Raw genomic sequence first — 18,074 nt, forward strand, 5'->3', positions numbered from 1 at the left:
ATTTTTATTATATTTGTAGCACTAACGTAAAAATCTAATTATTAAAGTTATAGATACACTATATGTGCTGTGTTTAAAAAGCACTTTGGGGGTCTGCAAGGTAGATAAAACTTGATGATAAAATGAAAACAACTATTACTTTACAAGAATACCTTTCTAAAGGTAAAACCTTTGTCATTCCTGATTATCAGCGTGGCTATATCTGGGGACAAGAAGGTAGGAGCAAGACAAACGCCGTAGAGTATCTGATGAATGATTTGATACAACGGTATAAGAACAAATTTGAGGTATTCCTTCAAGGGGTTACTGTTACGGAGTACGAAGATGAAATCATACTCATTGACGGGCAGCAACGCACCACCTTTCTTTATCTTTTACTGAAATGGTTGGGATATAGCGAGAAGTTTGATATAATGTACAAGGTTCGTGAGGCATCGAGCAAGTTTCTTAAAGAACTTAACTTGGAAGATATTGAGGCTGATGAAAATGAACCTTATCAAGACCATTATTTCTTTAAGAAAACGCTTCGCATCATTGCAGACAAGCTTCAGGATATAGATAAAGAGGCGTTCTTAGCCTTCGTACTCAAGAAAGTAACATTCTTGTACATCAATGTTCCCAATGAAGAGCAAGCCAAGAGAGTTTTTACCATGATGAATGGCAATAAGGCTGTTATGCAGCAAGAAGAAATAATCAAAGCAGAGATACTGCGCCTTGCATCATTAAGTGAAGAGAAATCAGGCGGTATAGCGCACGAATGGGAACTAAATTTGCTTAGAAGTCGTTATGCTCGTGAATGGGATAAGTGGCTACACTGGTGGAACAGAGAAGACGTGAAACGCTTGTTTAGGTGCGATAACACTATGGGACTGCTCATCAGCACTTATCTTTCGATGAAGACAAAAGAAGTACTCAACTTTGAAAGTTTCAGAAATTCTTGTCTACCAAATGGCACTCCCCACGATGCAAAGATGGCGTTTGATGGGCTTCGACGATTACAAAAGCAGTTTGAAGATGCTTTTACCAACCCTGTTACCCACAACCAAATAGGTGCTATCTTATTGATAATGAGAGAGAACAACAGAATAAAGTTTGTTCAACATTATTTTGTAAATAAGCAAAATGATGAAAAAGTCTTGAAGGATTATTATATGCTTGCTTTCTTGGGTATGACGCACGATGAAATTATAAAGAAAGATGCAAAAAGCTTTAGCGAGAAATATGAGAATACTTTGAAAGCTTTGAACGATGACTTCCTGTATATACAAAATTCTGAAAAAGCTTTTCAATTCTTGCTTAGGCTGAATATAGATGAAGACATCAAGCAGGAGAGAGCCTTCATTTTTGATATATGGAGCAATCGTTCTTTGGAGCATATCTATCCTAAATCGAAAGTAGGACATCAAGACGAAGAGGGCAAATGGTTTAGAGGCGATGATAAAGAATGTAGCGAGGAAGATATTACGCTAAAACGTGAGGATATTACGACCGCAGACGGACTTACAACAACTGAGCATAGCATCGGCAACTTGGTACTGCTCTATAAGAATGAAAATTCGATGTTTAACAACAGTGATTTTGAGGAAAAAAAAATAATGTTCTTCAACCCAAGCCGAAAAGAACTGTTCAAGAGCCGTCATCTTTTACACACAATATGTGTATTTGCTGAAAGAGGCGGTTGGAACGGAACAGCCATATCAGAAAATAAGAAGGCAATGATAGAGAAATTCGAAAACGATTACCAAGAATTGAAAGAAAAGTATGATGAATAAGATAAACTTTATAACAGGGACAAACTACACTTTGTCAGAGCTATTCTCTGATGAAGGAAAAATTATCATACCCGATTTGCAGCGAGATTATTGCTGGGGAGATGAGGTGCATACCAAAAACAAGATTGAATTGGTTAGTGATTTTACAACCAATCTAATACAATCATTTGAGCAAGAGCAACACAATAAACTCAACCTTGGCTTAATATATGGGTATGAATCACTCGAAAGCCATATTCAGCTTTGTGATGGGCAGCAACGCATCACAACCTTGTACCTCTTGATAGGAATGCTTAATAAAAAGGTAGAGGGTAATCCTTTTAGAAAACTCCTCATCTCTGATTATGAATATCTCAAAGATGATAAAGAACCTTACTTGCAATATTCCATTCGCGAGTCGTCGCTCTACTTTCTTAGCGATTTAGTTTGCCATTTCTTTATCGAAGAAGCGAATGACAAGGAGAATGTAAAGTATGTAGAGAATATCGAAAGCGCACAATGGTTTTTCAACGATTACAAGGACGATGCAAGTATCCAAAGTATGTTGAGGGCATTGAAAAAGATGGAAACCATACTTGGGGATAAGACAGCCGAATGGTGTTATGAGTTTGGAAAATTCCTCACTACACAACTCACCTTTATGTATTATGATATGGGCAACCGTAAGAACGGAGAAGAAACCTTTGTTGTAATCAATACAACGGGCGAACCACTGACGGCAACCCAAAATCTGAAACCATTGGTTATTCATGCTGACATCAATAAGGGATATGCGAGAACTGATGCCGATGGGCATACATCTACAATAGCTATCGACTGGGAAGAGATAGAAACATGGTTTTGGAAAAATAGAGGTAACGGCAACGATACGGCAGAAGCTGGGTTTGATGAGTTTCTGAGATGGGTGACAATGTCTTACGCTGATAAAGAAACATTACAACAAGTTTTGAAGCAAAAGACAGCTCACTTTCCTTACGAGAAGATAGCTTTTAAAAAAGTTTATGAGTGTTGGAAGGTTACACAATTTCTGTTTAATGAATGGGGTAACACCAAATATCCAAAGAAAGATTTTCTTTCGCCTAAAGAGAGTGAGAAAGCCATCAGTCAGCTTGATTGCTTCCAATTACTTCCGTTAATGACCTACTGTCTACAATGGAATGTTACCGAAGCAAAAGATAGCAACTTGCTGCGTTGGTATCATTTCTTGCACAATATTGCAAGGAAAAGCGATGTAGGTAAAGCGGTCAATGATTTGGTTTATGATGCTATCGAGATGGTTAAAAGCTATCAAGATGTTTTGGAGCTAATAGAAAACAAGAAGTGTCTTAAAATCTCTGAAACCATTCTGACAGACGAAGAAAGGCTGAAATTAACCATCCTGAAGGAGAATATTGGTGATAGAGAAGCGATAGAAGAGGCTTTTTGGAAGGCTCAAAATAGAGATGAGATAAAGAGCCATCACATCTGGGCAGGCGAAATAAAACCACTTATCGACTGGGCTACTGCTGAGAACGGTTTTCATCTTGACGCGTTCAATGGCTATTTAAATATGTTTGATAGATTGTTTGAAGGCAATTGCGAAGATAACATCGATCTTGTTAGGCGTGCGCTGCTAACTCGCTCATTGGCAAACTACCCAATTAAACAAGGTAATGAATTTAACTTCGGATGGGGCTGGGCTGATTGGCATCAACTGATATGGGAGAACTCGGAAGCGTTCAGAAAGTTTTTTGATGATTGTATAAAGAACGCAGAAACAGATCTTGAAACCTATTTGAAATCATTGTGCGACGAGTTCCCACTAGAGCAAGATTGGGCAGAATTTGTGCATTGTCCTTATCTGCTTGAGTATTGCAACACGAAACACACTATTTGTAATGATGGCAAAAACCATATTTTGGTCAAAAACTCTTGGAGCAAGCCATTTGCAGTAAAGAATGCCCACTTATTGTATTCATTAGGTGCAACGTGGCAGAATGGTAACATATTGTTCGATGAGAAATATCCTCAGTGGAGGGTTTGGTATTATCAAGGACAAATAGGCAATTGTGTTGTAATAGAGAATACTGAAAGAAATGTAGCAATAGATGTTGTTTGCTCTGTTACAGAATGTACAATTACACTCTTCCGTAGAAAAACAGATGAAGAGAACATAAGAGAGTACTTTAGCACTATCTGCTCAACGCCTGAATGGGAATGGAATGGAGAGCGATGGAAGAAAATGATTGATTATAAATTAGACAACGGAAAAGTTCGAGATGTCTTAGATGAGTTGATAGGCAGAATAGAACAAATGGACTAAGAGTATGACTATTGTTCAGATTTCTGACACACACAACTGTCATCGGCAACTGGCTAATCTGCCAGCTGCCGATGTTCTTGTGCATTGTGGCGACTTTACCGATATGGGTACAGAGCAAGAGGTATTCGATTTCCTTAACTGGCTGATAGAATTGCCATATAAGCACAAAGTTTTTGTTACTGGTAATCATGACCTTTGTTTATGGGAAGCAGCTGATATTGAGGGTTTGCCCAGCAACGTGCATTTTCTTCAGGATAGAGGTTGTGAGATAGAAGGGATGAAGTTCTATGGCTTAGGTTACAACCATTCAGAACAATTGATACCAACCGACATAGACATCCTTGTAACGCATGAGCCTCCATGTATGATTTTAGACAAATCCAACGGGACACATTGGGGCAATGCTCCATTGAAAAACAAGGTGATGGATATAAGCCCTAAGTACCACTTTTTTGGTCATGCGCACGAGGCATACGGTACAATAAAGCATGGAGAAACAACATTCTCAAATGCTGCAATTCTTGACGACCATTATAAAATGTGCCATCAGCCTAAAGTGTTCTGTTTATAAAGACCACTTTGGGCTATACGGTTAAGTCTATATCTACCGTAACTTCTACTTCAAACTTCCTCACCCATAATGAATTGAAGATTGAAAAATCTAATATATCGTTCAATTTACTGCAAGCGTGGATAAGGTGCATGTCCTTACTCCATTCCAAATCCAATCCCTCGTTCTAATTATCATTATCCGACATCCATATCTCCTCATCTTCTTTGATTATCCTTTCGCAGTCGGCCATGCTTTGAATACGATACCCCGGTATCGAAATACCGTCGTTATAGCTAGGCATATAATGATCGATAACTCCACTTAGTATATCCCACACTTTCTTAGCCCTATCCGTCTGTATAGGGTGCATTGCTGGATATTCGTAACCTAAAAAGCAATATCCATTCACTTCTATATCGCCTTTGCAATTGCCTTTGCTTAATGCGCGATAGGTATTGATGGTTTGCGTGTTTTGATGAGGGCAGTTTTTGCGGCTTGATTAAACTCTTCCAAGAATATTTTAACCCCAATTCGGTTTAAGAAATTCCCTTTCATGAGTTTCTTAAACCGAATTGGGGTTATTAGTAAGAACCGACAAACTTCAAAGAGTAAAGTTTCTAAAGCTAAAACACTTCTGAAGAAAATAAAGAAAAGCAATATAGATAATCGAAGATATCCTTATGGTGACAGAAAATATGATAAGAATATCATTTGTCCCCATTGCATCGCCTGAGTTGCATTTACCTCTCAATATCTGCACACGTTCTAGCAGACAGTTTATAATTAAATTAGAAAAGATGTCTTACCTTTGTGGGTTCTAAGGATAAAAACATAATGAATGAGTTTATATTACATTCCGCCTATCAGCCAATGGGTGATCAGCCTGAGGCTATCCACCAGCTTACAACCTGTGCTAGAGAAGGAGCCCGCGCACAGGTCCTTCTAGGTGTAACTGGATCGGGAAAGACTTTTACAGTAGCTAATGTTATTAAAAATCTCAACAAACCTACGTTGGTATTGAGTCACAATAAAACATTAGCGGCACAACTCTATCACGAATTTAAAGGATTCTTTCCTGAAAATGCAGTAGAATATTATGTATCTTATTATGACTATTATCAGCCAGAAGCCTATATTGCTCAGACTGACACATATATTGAGAAAGACTTAGCGATCAACGAAGAAATCGATAAGTTGCGATTAGCATCTCTTTCAGCTTTGCTTAGCGGTAGGAAGGATGTTGTCGTAGTTAGTTCTGTTAGTTGTATTTATGGTATGGGAAATCCCGCAGCATTTTATGAAAATGTGATAGAATTAAAAGTAGGCAAAGCATTTGTACTCAACACCTTATTACGAAGATTAGTAGACGGACAATATATCCGTAATGATGTTGCTCCAAAAGCTGGAGATTTTCGTGTAAACGGTGACACTGTCGATATTTTTTTAGCTTACTCTGATGATCTTCTTCGCATAACATTTTGGGGAGACGAAATAGAAACAATCGAAGAAATTGATGCACAAAGTGGAATTCGCTTAGGAAGTTTCGATCAATACAAGATTTATCCTGCAAATCTTTTCTTAACATCAAAAGAGACGCAAGAACTGGCCATCCGACAGATACAGGATGATCTCATGTTGCAATGTGAGAACTTTGAAAACATGGGAAAAACATTAGAGGCAAAACGACTGAGTGAACGTGTGAACTATGATATAGAAATGATTAGAGAATTGGGACATTGCAGTGGTATTGAAAATTATAGCCGGTACTTTGATGGTCGAAAAGCAGGAACTCGTCCCTACTGTCTGTTGGATTTCTTTCCAAAAGACTTCCTCATTGTCATAGATGAAAGCCATGTGACAGTCCCCCAAATTAGAGCCATGCGCGAAGGAGACCGTAGCAGAAAAGAAGCTTTAGTGAATTACGGATTTCGTTTGCCAGCAGCACTCGACAACCGACCACTAAGTTTTGATGAATTCCATGATATGGCGAATCAAGTAATCTACATATCAGCTACACCTGCAGATTATGAACTGCAGGAAGCTGAAGGAGTTGTTGTTGAACAAATAATACGACCTACTGGCCTGCTGGATCCACCTATAGAGGTACGCTCTAATGATTTCCCCGTAGACGATCTAATGGATGAAATTAGAACCTGTATCCATCTTGACGAACGTGTACTTGTAACTACACTAACGAAAAAGATGGCAGAAGAATTAAGCGAATATTTCATTGAAGCAGGTATTAGAACGGCTTATATACATAGTGATGTCGACACCCTAGAACGAGTGCGAATCATGGAAGATCTTCGCCGAGGAGTGTATCAAGTTCTAGTGGGGGTTAACCTATTGCGTGAGGGACTAGATCTTCCTGAAGTTGCTCTTGTAGCTATTCTTGATGCAGATAAAGAGGGTTTTCTTAGAAATGCTCGAAGCCTCACACAGACAGCTGGACGTGCAGCCCGTAATGTAAACGGTCGTGTCATCATGTATGCCAACAAGGTTACAGGAGCTATGCAACAAACAATTGATGAAACAAATCGTCGCAGGGCCAAACAAATAGAATATAATCAAAAACATGGTATCCAACCTTCTCCAATCAAGAAGAGCATTGGTAGGAATGAATTAGCCAAGATTTCAGAAGAACAACAGCAGGAGAAAGACATTTATAGAGAAGCGCTATCAGGAGATTTTAATAATACCACAAGTATTGCAGCAGAAGCTGATGCTATTTACGGAGCAGAAGAACCGCTCGAACAACGGAAGGAACGTCTTCAGAAAATGATGACGGAGGCAGCTCACAAGTTTGATTTTATCTTGGCTGCTCAAATACGAGATGAGCTATTAGCACTTGACAAGAAATAAGTAATTATTTGTATTTCAAGTTTAGAAAGCATAACTTTGCAACAAACGAAATCGAACAAGGCTATGATGAGAAAAGCAAATTTATGGAATAAAATAATGAAAGCTGCACTAACTATTCCTGGTGTATGCGTTGATCGTAAAGAGTTTCTCTCTTCCACTCTCAACGAAGCGCTCCCCCCAGACAAGATAAGTAAAGTACTGGAGTTACGTCCTGCCGCAGTCATTAAATGTTCTGTCATTGATAATTTAGCAACACGCCTTATAAAATACCACACTCGTGCAGTTACAACACTTTCAACTCTAACGGGAATTCCTGGTGGACCGACCATCTTGGCATCTATCCCAACGGATTTAGCACAATATTATTACCACGTCTTTGTTCTTGCACAAAAGCTTGCATACTTATATGGCTTTCCTGACCTTAGAGAAACAGATGAAAAAGGAAATCCACAAGTCACGGACGACATGATGGATATGCTTACCCTCTTCGTTGGCACGATGATGGGGACTGAGATTGCAAACAAAGCACTGCGCGATATTTGTTTAGACCTTACAATACAAATATCGAAGAAAGTACCTCAAAAAGTTCTTACCCGCTCTATCTACTACCCACTAGTCAGACAAGTGGCTCAACACATAGGCGTTGATCTCTCTAAAAACTCAGTACCAAAAACCATTGGAAAATTCATTCCAATTATTGGCGGCATTATTTCAGGAACCGTCACCTACGCAACATTTTATCCTGGTGCACAACGTTTGCAAAAGACCTTACACACTCAATTCGATTTATTGGGAGCAGAGACTTCTAAAACAAAGATGCAGATGCCAACAGATGACATTGAGCACCTCGTTGTCAAAGCACTGATTAATATGAGCTCTATGAATGAGCTGAATAAAGAGAAGAAACAACATTTTATCTTCCACTATATACAGCATACTACACTTATAAATACAGAAAAGGAATCCTTTGCAGAGAATCTTCGTGAAGGACATGTATTCAAAGTAGATTTCAGTAAATTTAAGGACGACCCTATTTGCTCCACTCAACTAATGAGACTACTTATCGAGATCATTCATATCAGTAATAAAATCAGTGTCAATGAAAAAATTTATTTGTATAAAATAGCTCGTGAGCTTAATTACTCAGTATCAGAAACAGAAGAATTTCTTCAAAAAAAATAACATACAAATCATATAATTATGTCAGAAAAAATAGGACTAGCCTGCGATCATGCAGGCTTCAAACTAAAAGAATTTGTCAAAACTTATCTAAAACAAAAAGGATTAGAATGGGAAGATTTTGGGACGAACTCAGAAGAAAGCTGCGACTATCCCGACTATGCCCACGCTTTAGCCACTGCAATTGAAAAGGGAGAAATAAAACGCGGCATTGCCATCTGCGGTAGTGGAGAAGGTATTAGCATGACTCTCAATAAGCATCAAAAAATCAGAGCTGCACTCGTTTGGATTCCAGAAATTGCTCATCTCACCCGGCAGCATAACGATGCGAACGTTTTGTGTATGCCAGGTAGATTTATCAATGAAGAAGAGGCCAAGAATATCATGGACGAATTCCTCTACACTGCTTTTGAAGGAGGACGCCACACACGCAGAATTGAGAAAATTCCCATTCCGAAAGCGTGATTTTCGAGCTTCTTCTTTGTGCTTCAAGCCTTTTGCACTATCTTTGCACTCGCTAAAAATAAGTAGAAACAAACAATTGATGCAAAAATGACTAAAGCAGATTTAGTATACACCATTTCTGAAAAAACAGGCTTGGATAAACGCACTGTTCTCAATATCGTTGAAGCCTTTATGGAGACAGTGAAAGATTCTCTCGCTGAAGAGAAAAATGTTTATCTCCGTGGATTCGGTAGTTTCATACTCAAGAAACGTGCACAGAAGACGGGACGAAACATTACTCGGAACACAACGCTCATTATTCCTGAACACAATATTCCTGCGTTCAAACCCTCGAAAGAATTCAGTCAACTAGTAAAATAAGATTATTCACATTTTAACGGTAAAAAATATAAGATTATGCCAAACGGTAAGAAGAAAAAAAGACACAAGATGTCTACACACAAGCGTAAAAAACGCCTGAGAAAGAATCGTCATAAGAGCAAGTAGTCTCCAAAGACGACTCATTAATTGAGGATTGCGAAACAGGATTCAAACTTCATGGAGACACCTTCATAGAGTCATCCTATTTCTCAATTCTCTTTTTTGTAAACTACGAACTAAAACATTAAACCTCACAAAAGATTATGACAAGTGAAGTAATAGTAGATGTTCGCACCAAAGAAATATCGATCGCTCTACTTGAAGATAAGCGCCTCGTCGAATATCAACAAGAAGGACGTGAAGCACATTTTTCTGTGGGTAATATCTATCTTGCAAAAGTCAAAAAAATCATGCCAGGGCTTAATGCTTGTTTCGTGAATGTCGGATATGAGCGGGATGCATTCCTCCATTATCTAGATTTGGGTATTCGCTATCGCTCATTAGATAAATACATGAGCCTACTGGGGGATGGAACAAAAGACGTTTCCATCACAAAAGCTCTGGGACAAAGCGATCTTGAAAAGGAAGGAAGCGTTCAGAATATTGTAAAACAAGGACAAGAAGTACTCGTTCAGATTCAAAAAGAGCCAATATCTACAAAAGGCCCTCGTGTAAGTTGTGATATTAGTTTCCCAGGAAGATTTCTTGTCCTAATTCCTTTTAGTGACAAGATCTCCGTTTCCTCAAAAATCAAGAGTAGTCAAGAGCGTGCTCGCCTCAAACAACTTATTCACAGTATTAAGCCAAAAGGGTTTGGTGTCATAATCCGAACTGTTGCAGAAGGCAAACGAGCAAGCGAACTCGACTTGGAAATCAAAATCCTTCACCGACGTTGGGAAGAGACTATCAACAAGGTGCGGAAAGCACGTCAAGCACAAAAGAAAATAGAAGCTGAAGCAAAATCTCCGCAACAAGCCTTACAAAATTATAGACCAACCCTTTGCTATGAAGAAACGAGTCGAGCTGTGGCTCTGCTTCGTGATCTCTTCAACCCCTCTTACGAAAACATCTATATTAACAATAAAGAAGTTTTTGATGATATTCGTGCTTATGTTTCCATGATTGCTCCTACGCGCCTAGATATCGTAAAATTGTATCAAGGAAATGTCCCTATTTTTGATAATTTCTCCGTTACTCGACAGATAAAAAGTTCCTTTGGTCGTACTGTAACTTACAAACATGGTGCATATCTAATTATCGAACACACTGAAGCTCTTCATGTGGTCGATGTCAATAGCGGTAATCGTTCGCGTTCTCCTGAAGGACAAGAAGTGAATGCACTTGATGTAAACTTAGGTGCAGCCGATGAACTTGCCCGCCAATTACGTCTACGTGATATGGGGGGAATTATTGTTGTTGACTTTATTGACATGGCTCAACCAGAAAACAGACAGAAGTTATATGAACGCATGGTAGAAAATATGAAGGGCGATCGCGCCCGTCATAATATCCTTCCTTTGTCTAAATTTGGACTTATGCAAATTACGAGACAACGCGTCCGCCCCATAGAAGAGCCTAATGTTGAAGAGATCTGCCCTACTTGTGGAGGTTCAGGTAAAATAAAGCCAAGCATCCTCTTTACTGACTTACTTGAAGGAAAAATACGACAATTATCACAACAGCTTCATTTCAAGCGAATCCGACTACACGTTCATCCTTATGTTGCTGCTTACCTCAATAAAGGTTTAATTTCTCTTAAACGAAAGTGGCAATTTAAATATAAAACAAGCATACAACTCACTCCCGATGAAGGACTAGCCTATTTACAGTATCAATTCTATAATGACAAAGGCGAAGAAATCGATATGAGAGAAGTTAAAGAAATGGCATAAAGTCATGTAATAAAAAGAAGGCAAAGTTCATCAAAGCTTTGCCTTCTTTATTTCATTAAGTGATACCACATTAACTCTGCAAAATTAATAATATATATCACGAAAGTTATATGCTCAACGTAGAATTATTTACGAAAGTCAGTTGTCGAGCTTATGAATTATAAGGCCACTGCGAAGTTTTGGCTCAAACCATGTAGCCTTAGGGGGCATAATCCGACCTGCATCTGCAATAGCAATAATTTGCTGCATCGTAACAGGATATAAAGCAAGTGCAGCTTTCATTTCACCACTATCTACACGACGCTTCAATTCGCCTACGCCGCGGAGACCACCAACAAAATCTATACGATGATCCCCACGTAAATCTGTAATATTAAGCAGTTTATCAAGAATCAATCTAGACGAAATATCTACGTCAAGGACGCCTATAGGATCTGACGGTTCAAAGGTACCAGGACGAGCCTGAAGCTTATACCAATGCCCTTCTAAATAAAGAGAGAATTCATGAAATTGTTGCGGAGCATATTCTTTAATACCGAGATCTTCAACAATAAAGTCAGCATCAAGTGCTGCAAGAAACTCCTGTGGAGTAAGTCCATTCAAATCTGTAACAACACGATTATAACCAAGGATTGTAAGTTGATTTTCAGGGAAACATACAGCCATATAGAAATTATATTCTTCCTCACCTGTATTTTTAGGATTCTGCTTAGCTATCTCCTGGCCTACTAGAGCTGCAGCTGCAGATCTATGATGCCCATCAGCAATATAAAGAGCATCCATCTGCTCAAATTCAGCAGTAATCATAAAAATATCTTTCTCGTCTTCAATTAGCCAAAAACGATGTCCAAACCCATCTATAGGAGCAATAAAATCATACTCAGGCTTTTGAGTGGCATAACGATTTATGATTTCCGTAAGTATAGGACGCTCTTTATAAGCAAGGAATACAGGCTCTATATTTGCACGTGTATTGCGGATATGCTTCATTCGATCTTCCTCTTTATCACGACGAGTTAGTTCGTGCTTCTTAATTACATTATTAAGATAATCTTGGACATGACAACAAACAACAAAACCATATTGTGTATACCCATTCATTGTTTGCGCATAAAGGTAGTAGTTTTCCTTTTTATCTTGTAGAAGCCAGCCTTTTGCTTGAAATTTTAAGAATTGTTCTGCTCCACTTTTATAAACGCGAGAGTCATACTCACTAGTTCCTTCAGGAAAATTGATTTCAGGTTTAATAATATGATAAAGCGACATTTCATTATCGCCAGCTTCGGCACGTGCCTCATCAGAATCTAGTACATCATAAGGACGACATTCTATTTGCTCAACTAATTCTTTGGGAGGACGAATTCCCTTGAAAGGTTTGATTCTTGCCATAAGATTTTGAAATGAATTATTTTAAAGATAAAAGATAGGATAAAAGGAGATGAGTTCATTAAATATCTCATCTTACACATTGTATAATACTTACTTATTAACTTGGAAACGAGTCACTCCGTCTTTGAAAAAATCAACAATCTGATTTGCAGCTGCAAGCCCTGCATTGATATTAGCCTCTGCAGTTTGAGCTCCCATCTTCTTAGGAGTTGCAAAGTAGCGATCGCCGAGTTTTTCGCAAGCCTCCTTATCGGCTGCAAGTTGAAGATCACTAATATAGCGCAAATCTGTACGCTCTTGTAAAATACTAATGAGTTCAGATTCATTAATTACATCTTGACGAGCTGTATTAACAAGAATTGCATTTGGTCTCATGGAAGCAATCAACTTAGCATTAATACTATTCTTGGTCTCTGGAGTAGAAGGAATATGAAGACTTACAACATCACATATACGGAATAATTCTTCTGCGGAATTCACTTGTATTACGCCGTGCTGAACAAAAATTTCTTGCGGACAATAAGCATCATAAGCATAAACTTCCATTCCAAATCCTTTAGCCACACGAGCCACATTTTGAGGAACGTTTCCAAAAGCTAAAAGTCCTAATTTCTTACCCATCAATTCCGTTCCGGATTTGCCATTATAATGATTACGAACAGTAAATAGAAGAAGGCCAAAAACAAGTTCTGCAACAGCATTTGAATTCTGTCCAGGAGTATTCATTACAACAATACCATGTTGCGTTGCAGCTTGCAAATCAACATTGTCAAAACCTGCACCAGCACGGACAATAATCTTCAATTCTGGAGCAGCGTCCATGACTTCAGCATCAATTTTATCAGAACGAATGATAATTGCATTCGCATCTTTGACTGCCTCAAGTAACTCTGACTTTTCTGTATATTTTTCTAACAAAATTAGTTCAAATCCTGCCTTTTCTACAATTTCTCGAATACCTTCAACTGCGACAGAGGCGAAGGGCTTTTGCGTTGCAACTAAAATTTTCATAGTCAATAATAAATAAAAGTTAGTAAAGGATAAGAGAGTGACAAGTGAACAGATACTAAGAACTGTTCAACTTGTCATTCTGTAATTATTTTTAATGCTTTGCTTCAAAATCCTGCATACAAGCAATTAAAGCCTTAACACCTTCTAATGGCATTGCATTATAGCATGAAGCACGGAAGCCACCCACATCACGGTGTCCCTTGATTCCCCAAATACCACGTTCTAGGGCAAAAGCAAGGAATTCGGATTCTAGCTCTTTATACTCGTCTACCATAACGAAGCAAATATTCATACGGCTACGATCTTCTTTTACTGCTGTTCCCGTAAAACACTTATTACGATCAATTTCGGCATAAAGTAAGTCTGCACGTTCTTGAGCACGACGGTTCATTTCTAAAACACCGCCTTGAGCTTTTACCCAACGAAGTGTTTGCAAAGCTGAATAAATAGGAATCACAGGAGGTGTATTAAACATAGAACCCTTCTTAACATGAGTACGATAATCTAGCATTGTAGGAATAGTTCTACTAACCTTACCAAGAGCTTCATCTTTTACAATTACAAAGGTTACGCCTGCCATAGATATGTTCTTTTGTGCTCCCCCATATATCATCGTATACTTACTTACATCTACTGGACGAGAAAGAATGTCACTAGACATATCACAGATAAGAGGAATGGGAGATTCAAAATCTTTCAGATATTCAGTACCATAAATAGTATTATTAGAAGTAACATGTAAATAGTCCGCATCTCGTGGAATCTCAAAATTCTTAGGGTAATATGTAAAATTTTTATCCTTTGATGACGCAACTTCCACAACATCTCCAAACAACTTCGCCTCTTTTAGAGCTTTTGTTGCCCATACACCTGTATTTACATAAACTGCTTTTTTTTCGAGAAAGTTGTATGGGATCATACAGAACTCTAGACTTGCGCCACCTCCGAGGAATAATACACTATACCCGTCAGGAATGCCTAAAAGCTCTTTCATAAGATCTCGAGCCTCATCAATCACAGCCTGAAATTCTTTACTACGATGGCTCATTTCCATCAGAGATAGACCTATGCCATTAAAGTCCACACATGCTTCAGCAGTAGCTTTCATAACTTCCTGCGGGAGAATTGAAGGGCCCGCACCAAAATTATATTTCTTCATGTCCGTTGAATAATTAGATGTTAGTTAAACAATTATTTCGTTGGCGAATGTAGGGAGATTTACTGGTTTCTCCAAATAATGCGAATAAATTTTCAAAAAAGTATAACTTCATATTTATACAAATAGATTTCACAGTCAAAAATATGTTATACAACATGGTTTTTATATTTTGCCAACTTCAAAATTCTCACTACTTTGCGGCCGAAACAAATTTACAACTGCGGGCACACCGCATAATACCTATTCAATAAAACAAAAAGCCATCACTATGAAAGTTTACGATTCTCACGACATTAAGAACATTGCCCTGTTAGGTAATGACGGCTCAGGTAAGACCACACTAACTGAAGCTTTGCTCTATGAGAGTGGTCGCATAAAACGCCGCGGGCGCATCACCATGAAAAATACCGTTAGCGACTATTTTCCTGTTGAACAAGACTATGGATATTCAGTCTTCTCCACTATATTCCATGTAGAAAGAAATAACAAGAAATTAAATATCATCGATTGTCCTGGATCTGATGATTTTGTTGGTGCGGCTATTACGGCACTTAATGTCACAGATACTGCGATACTTCTTATAAATGGTCAATACGGTCCAGAAGTAGGTACGCAAAACCACTTCCGCTACACAGACAAACTTCAGAAGCCTGTTATCTTCCTCGTCAACCAATTAGATTCTGAGCTCTGCGATTATAATAATATAGTAGAGCAACTACAAGGTATTTATGGATCAAAAGCTATTCCTGTACAATACCCTGTAAAAACGGGGCCAGACTTCAATTCGTTGATAGACGTTATTCTCATGAAAAAATTAACATGGGGAGAAGAAGGTGGACAACCTACAATAGAAGACATTCCTGCAGAGGAAAAGGAACGAGCACAAGAAATGCATAAAGCATTAGTAGAAGCTGCAGCAGAAAATGACGAAAACCTCATGGAAAAATTCTTTGAAACAGAACAACTTACTGAAGATGAGATGCGTGAAGGTATTCGCAAAGGAATGGTCACTCGCAGCATTTTCCCTATATTCTGTGTATGCGCGTATAAGAATATGGGGGTCGGTCGCTTAATGGAATTCCTTGGTAATGTAGTACCATTCGTTGACGAAATGCCTGCAGTACATAACACAAGAGGTGAAGAAGTCTTATTAGATCCCAAAGGGCCAACAAGCGTTTATTTCTTTAAAACAGGAGTAGAACCACATATCGGAGAAGTACAATACTTTAAAGTCATGAGTGGTACTCTAAAAGAAGGAGATGAACTCACAAATGCAGACAGAGGCACAAAAGAACGCATAGCACAAATATTTACTTGCGCAGGAGCTCAACGCGATAAAGTAGAAAAAATGCTAGCTGGCGACATAGGATGTACAGTCAAGCTAAAAGACGTACGAACGGGAAACACTCTAAACGGAGCAAATTGTGAGAATCGTTTCAATTGGATAAAATATCCAGAGCCCAAATACATACGAGCCATTAAAGCTGTCAATGAATCTGACACAGAAAAGATGATGCAAGCCATTCAGCGCATGCGTCTTGAAGACCCAACATGGGTTATTGAACAAAGTAAAGAGTTAAGACAGACTCTTATCAAAGGACAAGGAGAATTCCATCTTCGTACACTTAAGTGGCGTTTAGAAAATCTCGATAAAATACCCGTTGAATTCTATGAACAAAAAATTCCTTATCGCGAAACAATCACTAAGTCTGCAAAAGGAGATTATCGACATAAAAAACAGTCCGGTGGTGCAGGACAATTCGGTGAAGTACACTTAATTGTTGAACCCTATCATGAAGGAATGCCAGATCCCACAAGCTACAACTTTGGTGGACAGGAAATTCGTGTTAACATCAAGGGTAAAGAAGAAATTCCGTTAGAATGGGGTGGCAAATTGGTATTTATTAACAGCGTTGTTGGCGGAGCTATTGATACTCGATTTATGCCTGCAATTCTTAAAGGTATCATGAGCAGAATGGAGCAAGGGCCATTAACAGGCTCTTATGCCCGTGATGTTCGAGTTGTAGTTTTTGACGGAAAAATGCACCCAGTTGATTCCAATGAAATTTCATTCACTTTAGCTGGTCGAAACGCCTTCAGTCAAGCGTTTCGCGATGCAGGTCCTAAAATTCTTGAACCCATCTATGACGTTGAAGTTTTCACACCAGTAGAAGCAATGGGTGATGTAATGAGCGATTTACAAGGTCGTCGAGGTATGATTATTGGTATGGTAGATGAAAATGGCTATCAGAAGTTATCAGCAAAAGTCCCCTTGAAAGAAATGTCTAACTACGCCACTACATTAAGTAGTTTAACAGGTGGTCGTGCTAGTTTCATTATGAAGTTTGCTTCTTATGAACTAATACCTACAGATTTGCAGAAGAAACTCATTGAAGAGTTCTCAAAACAGAACGAAGAAGAAGCATAACACTTCTAAAAAGCGAAGAGCCCTCCATTTCATCTTGGAGGGCTCTTTTTATAGATCCCAATACCGTAGAAAAAAATAAGAGTAATTTGGAGTTTCTTCATACTTATTGTACCTTCGCAGCAAATTTTCTAAAACAAGTATGGAAACTATTCAGGTAAAGGACAAAACTTTCACCGTTTCAATTTCTCGAGAAGAGATTCAGAAGCGCGTCTCAGAAGTAGCAGCACAAATAAGTAAAGACCTTAACGGCAAAAAACCGCTATTTCTTGCCGTACTGAATGGTGCTTTTGTTTTTGCAGCAGATTTAATACGAGGAATTTCTACCGATTGTGAAATTACGTTTGTTCGGTTGGCCTCCTATACAGGAACAAAATCAACAGGCATCGTAAAAGAACTTATAGGTTTAAATGAGAACATAGAAGACCGCCATATTGTTATCGTTGAGGATATTATTGATTCAGGTAAAACCATGGAGGAATTATTAGCAATGTTGCAGGCACGTCATCCAGCCAGTATCAAAATAGCCTCACTCTTAGTAAAACCAGGAAATTTGAAGGTAGATCTCGACATTCCTTATTGCTGCTTCAAAATCCCCAACGACTTTATTGTAGGTTACGGGCTTGATTATGATGGTGAAGGTAGAAACTTACCAGAAATATACACCATCAAATAAGAAGAAACACACAAAAGGATAATTCAAAA

The 18,074-nt window shown here is 38.5% G+C and carries 14 protein-coding genes; 10 read left to right on the forward strand and 4 right to left on the reverse strand.

Translation table 11 applies throughout. The annotated features are described in order from the left end of the window. Positions 1-122: 122 nt before the first annotated feature. From ABLA33_RS03520 to ABLA33_RS03530, 3 genes are read left to right on the forward strand one after another with little or no spacing between them, the layout of a single operon-like run. On the forward strand, positions 123-1,772 hold the full coding sequence (locus ABLA33_RS03520) for a DUF262 domain-containing HNH endonuclease family protein (protein WP_347719260.1): 1,650 nt from the start codon (positions 123-125) through the stop codon (positions 1,770-1,772). Beyond that, positions 1,762-4,074, forward strand: a complete 2,313-nt coding sequence (locus ABLA33_RS03525; protein ID WP_347719261.1) for a DUF262 domain-containing protein — start codon at positions 1,762-1,764, stop codon at positions 4,072-4,074. The genes ABLA33_RS03520 and ABLA33_RS03525 overlap by 11 nt, the downstream gene beginning before the upstream one ends. A gap of 4 nt (positions 4,075-4,078) precedes the next feature. Beyond that, entirely contained in the window at positions 4,079-4,645 is a 567-nt protein-coding gene (locus tag ABLA33_RS03530) for a metallophosphatase domain-containing protein (protein WP_347719262.1), read from the forward strand. A 166-nt stretch (positions 4,646-4,811) separates the two neighbouring features. On the opposite strand, the gene ABLA33_RS03535 is transcribed toward ABLA33_RS03530, so the two are convergent. Then, on the reverse strand, positions 4,812-4,997 hold the full coding sequence (locus tag ABLA33_RS03535; RefSeq protein ID WP_347719263.1) for a hypothetical protein: 186 nt from the start codon (positions 4,995-4,997) through the stop codon (positions 4,812-4,814). Positions 4,998-5,461: 464 nt separating this feature from the next. Here ABLA33_RS03535 and uvrB point away from each other — a divergent pair, with 464 nt between their 5' ends. From uvrB to ABLA33_RS03560, 5 genes are all read left to right on the forward strand, one after another. Further along, complete coding sequence (gene uvrB / locus ABLA33_RS03540; protein WP_347719264.1) at positions 5,462-7,489, forward strand: excinuclease ABC subunit UvrB; 2,028 nt, start codon at positions 5,462-5,464, stop codon at positions 7,487-7,489. A gap of 63 nt (positions 7,490-7,552) precedes the next feature. Next, complete coding sequence (locus tag ABLA33_RS03545; RefSeq protein WP_347719265.1) at positions 7,553-8,671, forward strand: hypothetical protein; 1,119 nt, start codon at positions 7,553-7,555, stop codon at positions 8,669-8,671. Positions 8,672-8,689: 18 nt separating this feature from the next. Continuing rightward, positions 8,690-9,133 carry a ribose 5-phosphate isomerase B gene (gene rpiB, locus ABLA33_RS03550; protein ID WP_311490956.1) on the forward strand — a complete coding sequence of 148 codons (444 nt, stop codon included), beginning with the start codon at positions 8,690-8,692 and terminating at the stop codon, positions 9,131-9,133. 87 nt (positions 9,134-9,220) lie between these two features. Next, complete coding sequence (locus ABLA33_RS03555) at positions 9,221-9,493, forward strand: HU family DNA-binding protein (RefSeq protein WP_311490955.1); 273 nt, start codon at positions 9,221-9,223, stop codon at positions 9,491-9,493. Positions 9,494-9,756: 263 nt separating this feature from the next. Continuing rightward, on the forward strand, positions 9,757-11,385 hold the full coding sequence (locus tag ABLA33_RS03560) for an Rne/Rng family ribonuclease (RefSeq protein WP_347719266.1): 1,629 nt from the start codon (positions 9,757-9,759) through the stop codon (positions 11,383-11,385). A gap of 138 nt (positions 11,386-11,523) precedes the next feature. On the opposite strand, the gene ABLA33_RS03565 is transcribed toward ABLA33_RS03560, so the two are convergent. The 3 genes from ABLA33_RS03565 to serC all read right to left on the reverse strand — a co-directional run bounded on the left by ABLA33_RS03565 (position 11,524) and on the right by serC (position 14,944). Next, positions 11,524-12,774: a DUF1015 domain-containing protein gene (locus ABLA33_RS03565; protein ID WP_347719267.1), complete on the reverse strand. Its 1,251-nt coding sequence runs from the start codon at positions 12,772-12,774 to the stop codon at positions 11,524-11,526. 90 nt (positions 12,775-12,864) lie between these two features. Continuing rightward, positions 12,865-13,785, reverse strand: coding sequence for a 3-phosphoglycerate dehydrogenase (locus ABLA33_RS03570; RefSeq protein WP_347719268.1), 921 nt, complete (start codon positions 13,783-13,785; stop codon positions 12,865-12,867). A 91-nt stretch (positions 13,786-13,876) separates the two neighbouring features. Beyond that, the gene (serC, locus tag ABLA33_RS03575; protein WP_347719269.1) at positions 13,877-14,944 is read right to left on the reverse strand and encodes a 3-phosphoserine/phosphohydroxythreonine transaminase; all 1,068 of its coding nucleotides are present in this window, start codon (positions 14,942-14,944) and stop codon (positions 13,877-13,879) included. 268 nt (positions 14,945-15,212) lie between these two features. Between serC and ABLA33_RS03580 the strand changes: the two genes are divergently transcribed. Both ABLA33_RS03580 and hpt read left to right on the forward strand, forming a co-directional pair. Then, a complete protein-coding gene (locus ABLA33_RS03580; protein ID WP_311490966.1) occupies positions 15,213-17,372 on the forward strand; it encodes an elongation factor G in 2,160 nt (719 codons plus the stop codon). A 139-nt stretch (positions 17,373-17,511) separates the two neighbouring features. Then, complete coding sequence (gene hpt / locus ABLA33_RS03585; RefSeq protein WP_347719270.1) at positions 17,512-18,045, forward strand: hypoxanthine phosphoribosyltransferase; 534 nt, start codon at positions 17,512-17,514, stop codon at positions 18,043-18,045. The last annotated feature ends 29 nt before the right edge of the window (positions 18,046-18,074 follow it).

The organism is uncultured Alloprevotella sp. (genome assembly GCF_963536905.1).
Lineage (GTDB): Bacteria > Bacteroidota > Bacteroidia > Bacteroidales > Bacteroidaceae > Alloprevotella.

Coding starts and splice junctions, on each gene's coding strand:
- ABLA33_RS03520 (WP_347719260.1), top strand. CDS start 123: ATGAAAACAACTATTACTTTACAAGAATACCTTTCTAAAGGTAAAACC.
- ABLA33_RS03525 (WP_347719261.1), top strand. CDS start 1,762: ATGATGAATAAGATAAACTTTATAACAGGGACAAACTACACTTTGTCA.
- ABLA33_RS03530 (WP_347719262.1), top strand. CDS start 4,079: ATGACTATTGTTCAGATTTCTGACACACACAACTGTCATCGGCAACTG.
- ABLA33_RS03535 (WP_347719263.1), bottom strand. CDS start 4,997: ATGCACCCTATACAGACGGATAGGGCTAAGAAAGTGTGGGATATACTA.
- uvrB (WP_347719264.1), top strand. CDS start 5,462: ATGAATGAGTTTATATTACATTCCGCCTATCAGCCAATGGGTGATCAG.
- ABLA33_RS03545 (WP_347719265.1), top strand. CDS start 7,553: ATGATGAGAAAAGCAAATTTATGGAATAAAATAATGAAAGCTGCACTA.
- rpiB (WP_311490956.1), top strand. CDS start 8,690: ATGTCAGAAAAAATAGGACTAGCCTGCGATCATGCAGGCTTCAAACTA.
- ABLA33_RS03555 (WP_311490955.1), top strand. CDS start 9,221: ATGACTAAAGCAGATTTAGTATACACCATTTCTGAAAAAACAGGCTTG.
- ABLA33_RS03560 (WP_347719266.1), top strand. CDS start 9,757: ATGACAAGTGAAGTAATAGTAGATGTTCGCACCAAAGAAATATCGATC.
- ABLA33_RS03565 (WP_347719267.1), bottom strand. CDS start 12,774: ATGGCAAGAATCAAACCTTTCAAGGGAATTCGTCCTCCCAAAGAATTA.
- ABLA33_RS03570 (WP_347719268.1), bottom strand. CDS start 13,785: ATGAAAATTTTAGTTGCAACGCAAAAGCCCTTCGCCTCTGTCGCAGTT.
- serC (WP_347719269.1), bottom strand. CDS start 14,944: ATGAAGAAATATAATTTTGGTGCGGGCCCTTCAATTCTCCCGCAGGAA.
- ABLA33_RS03580 (WP_311490966.1), top strand. CDS start 15,213: ATGAAAGTTTACGATTCTCACGACATTAAGAACATTGCCCTGTTAGGT.
- hpt (WP_347719270.1), top strand. CDS start 17,512: ATGGAAACTATTCAGGTAAAGGACAAAACTTTCACCGTTTCAATTTCT.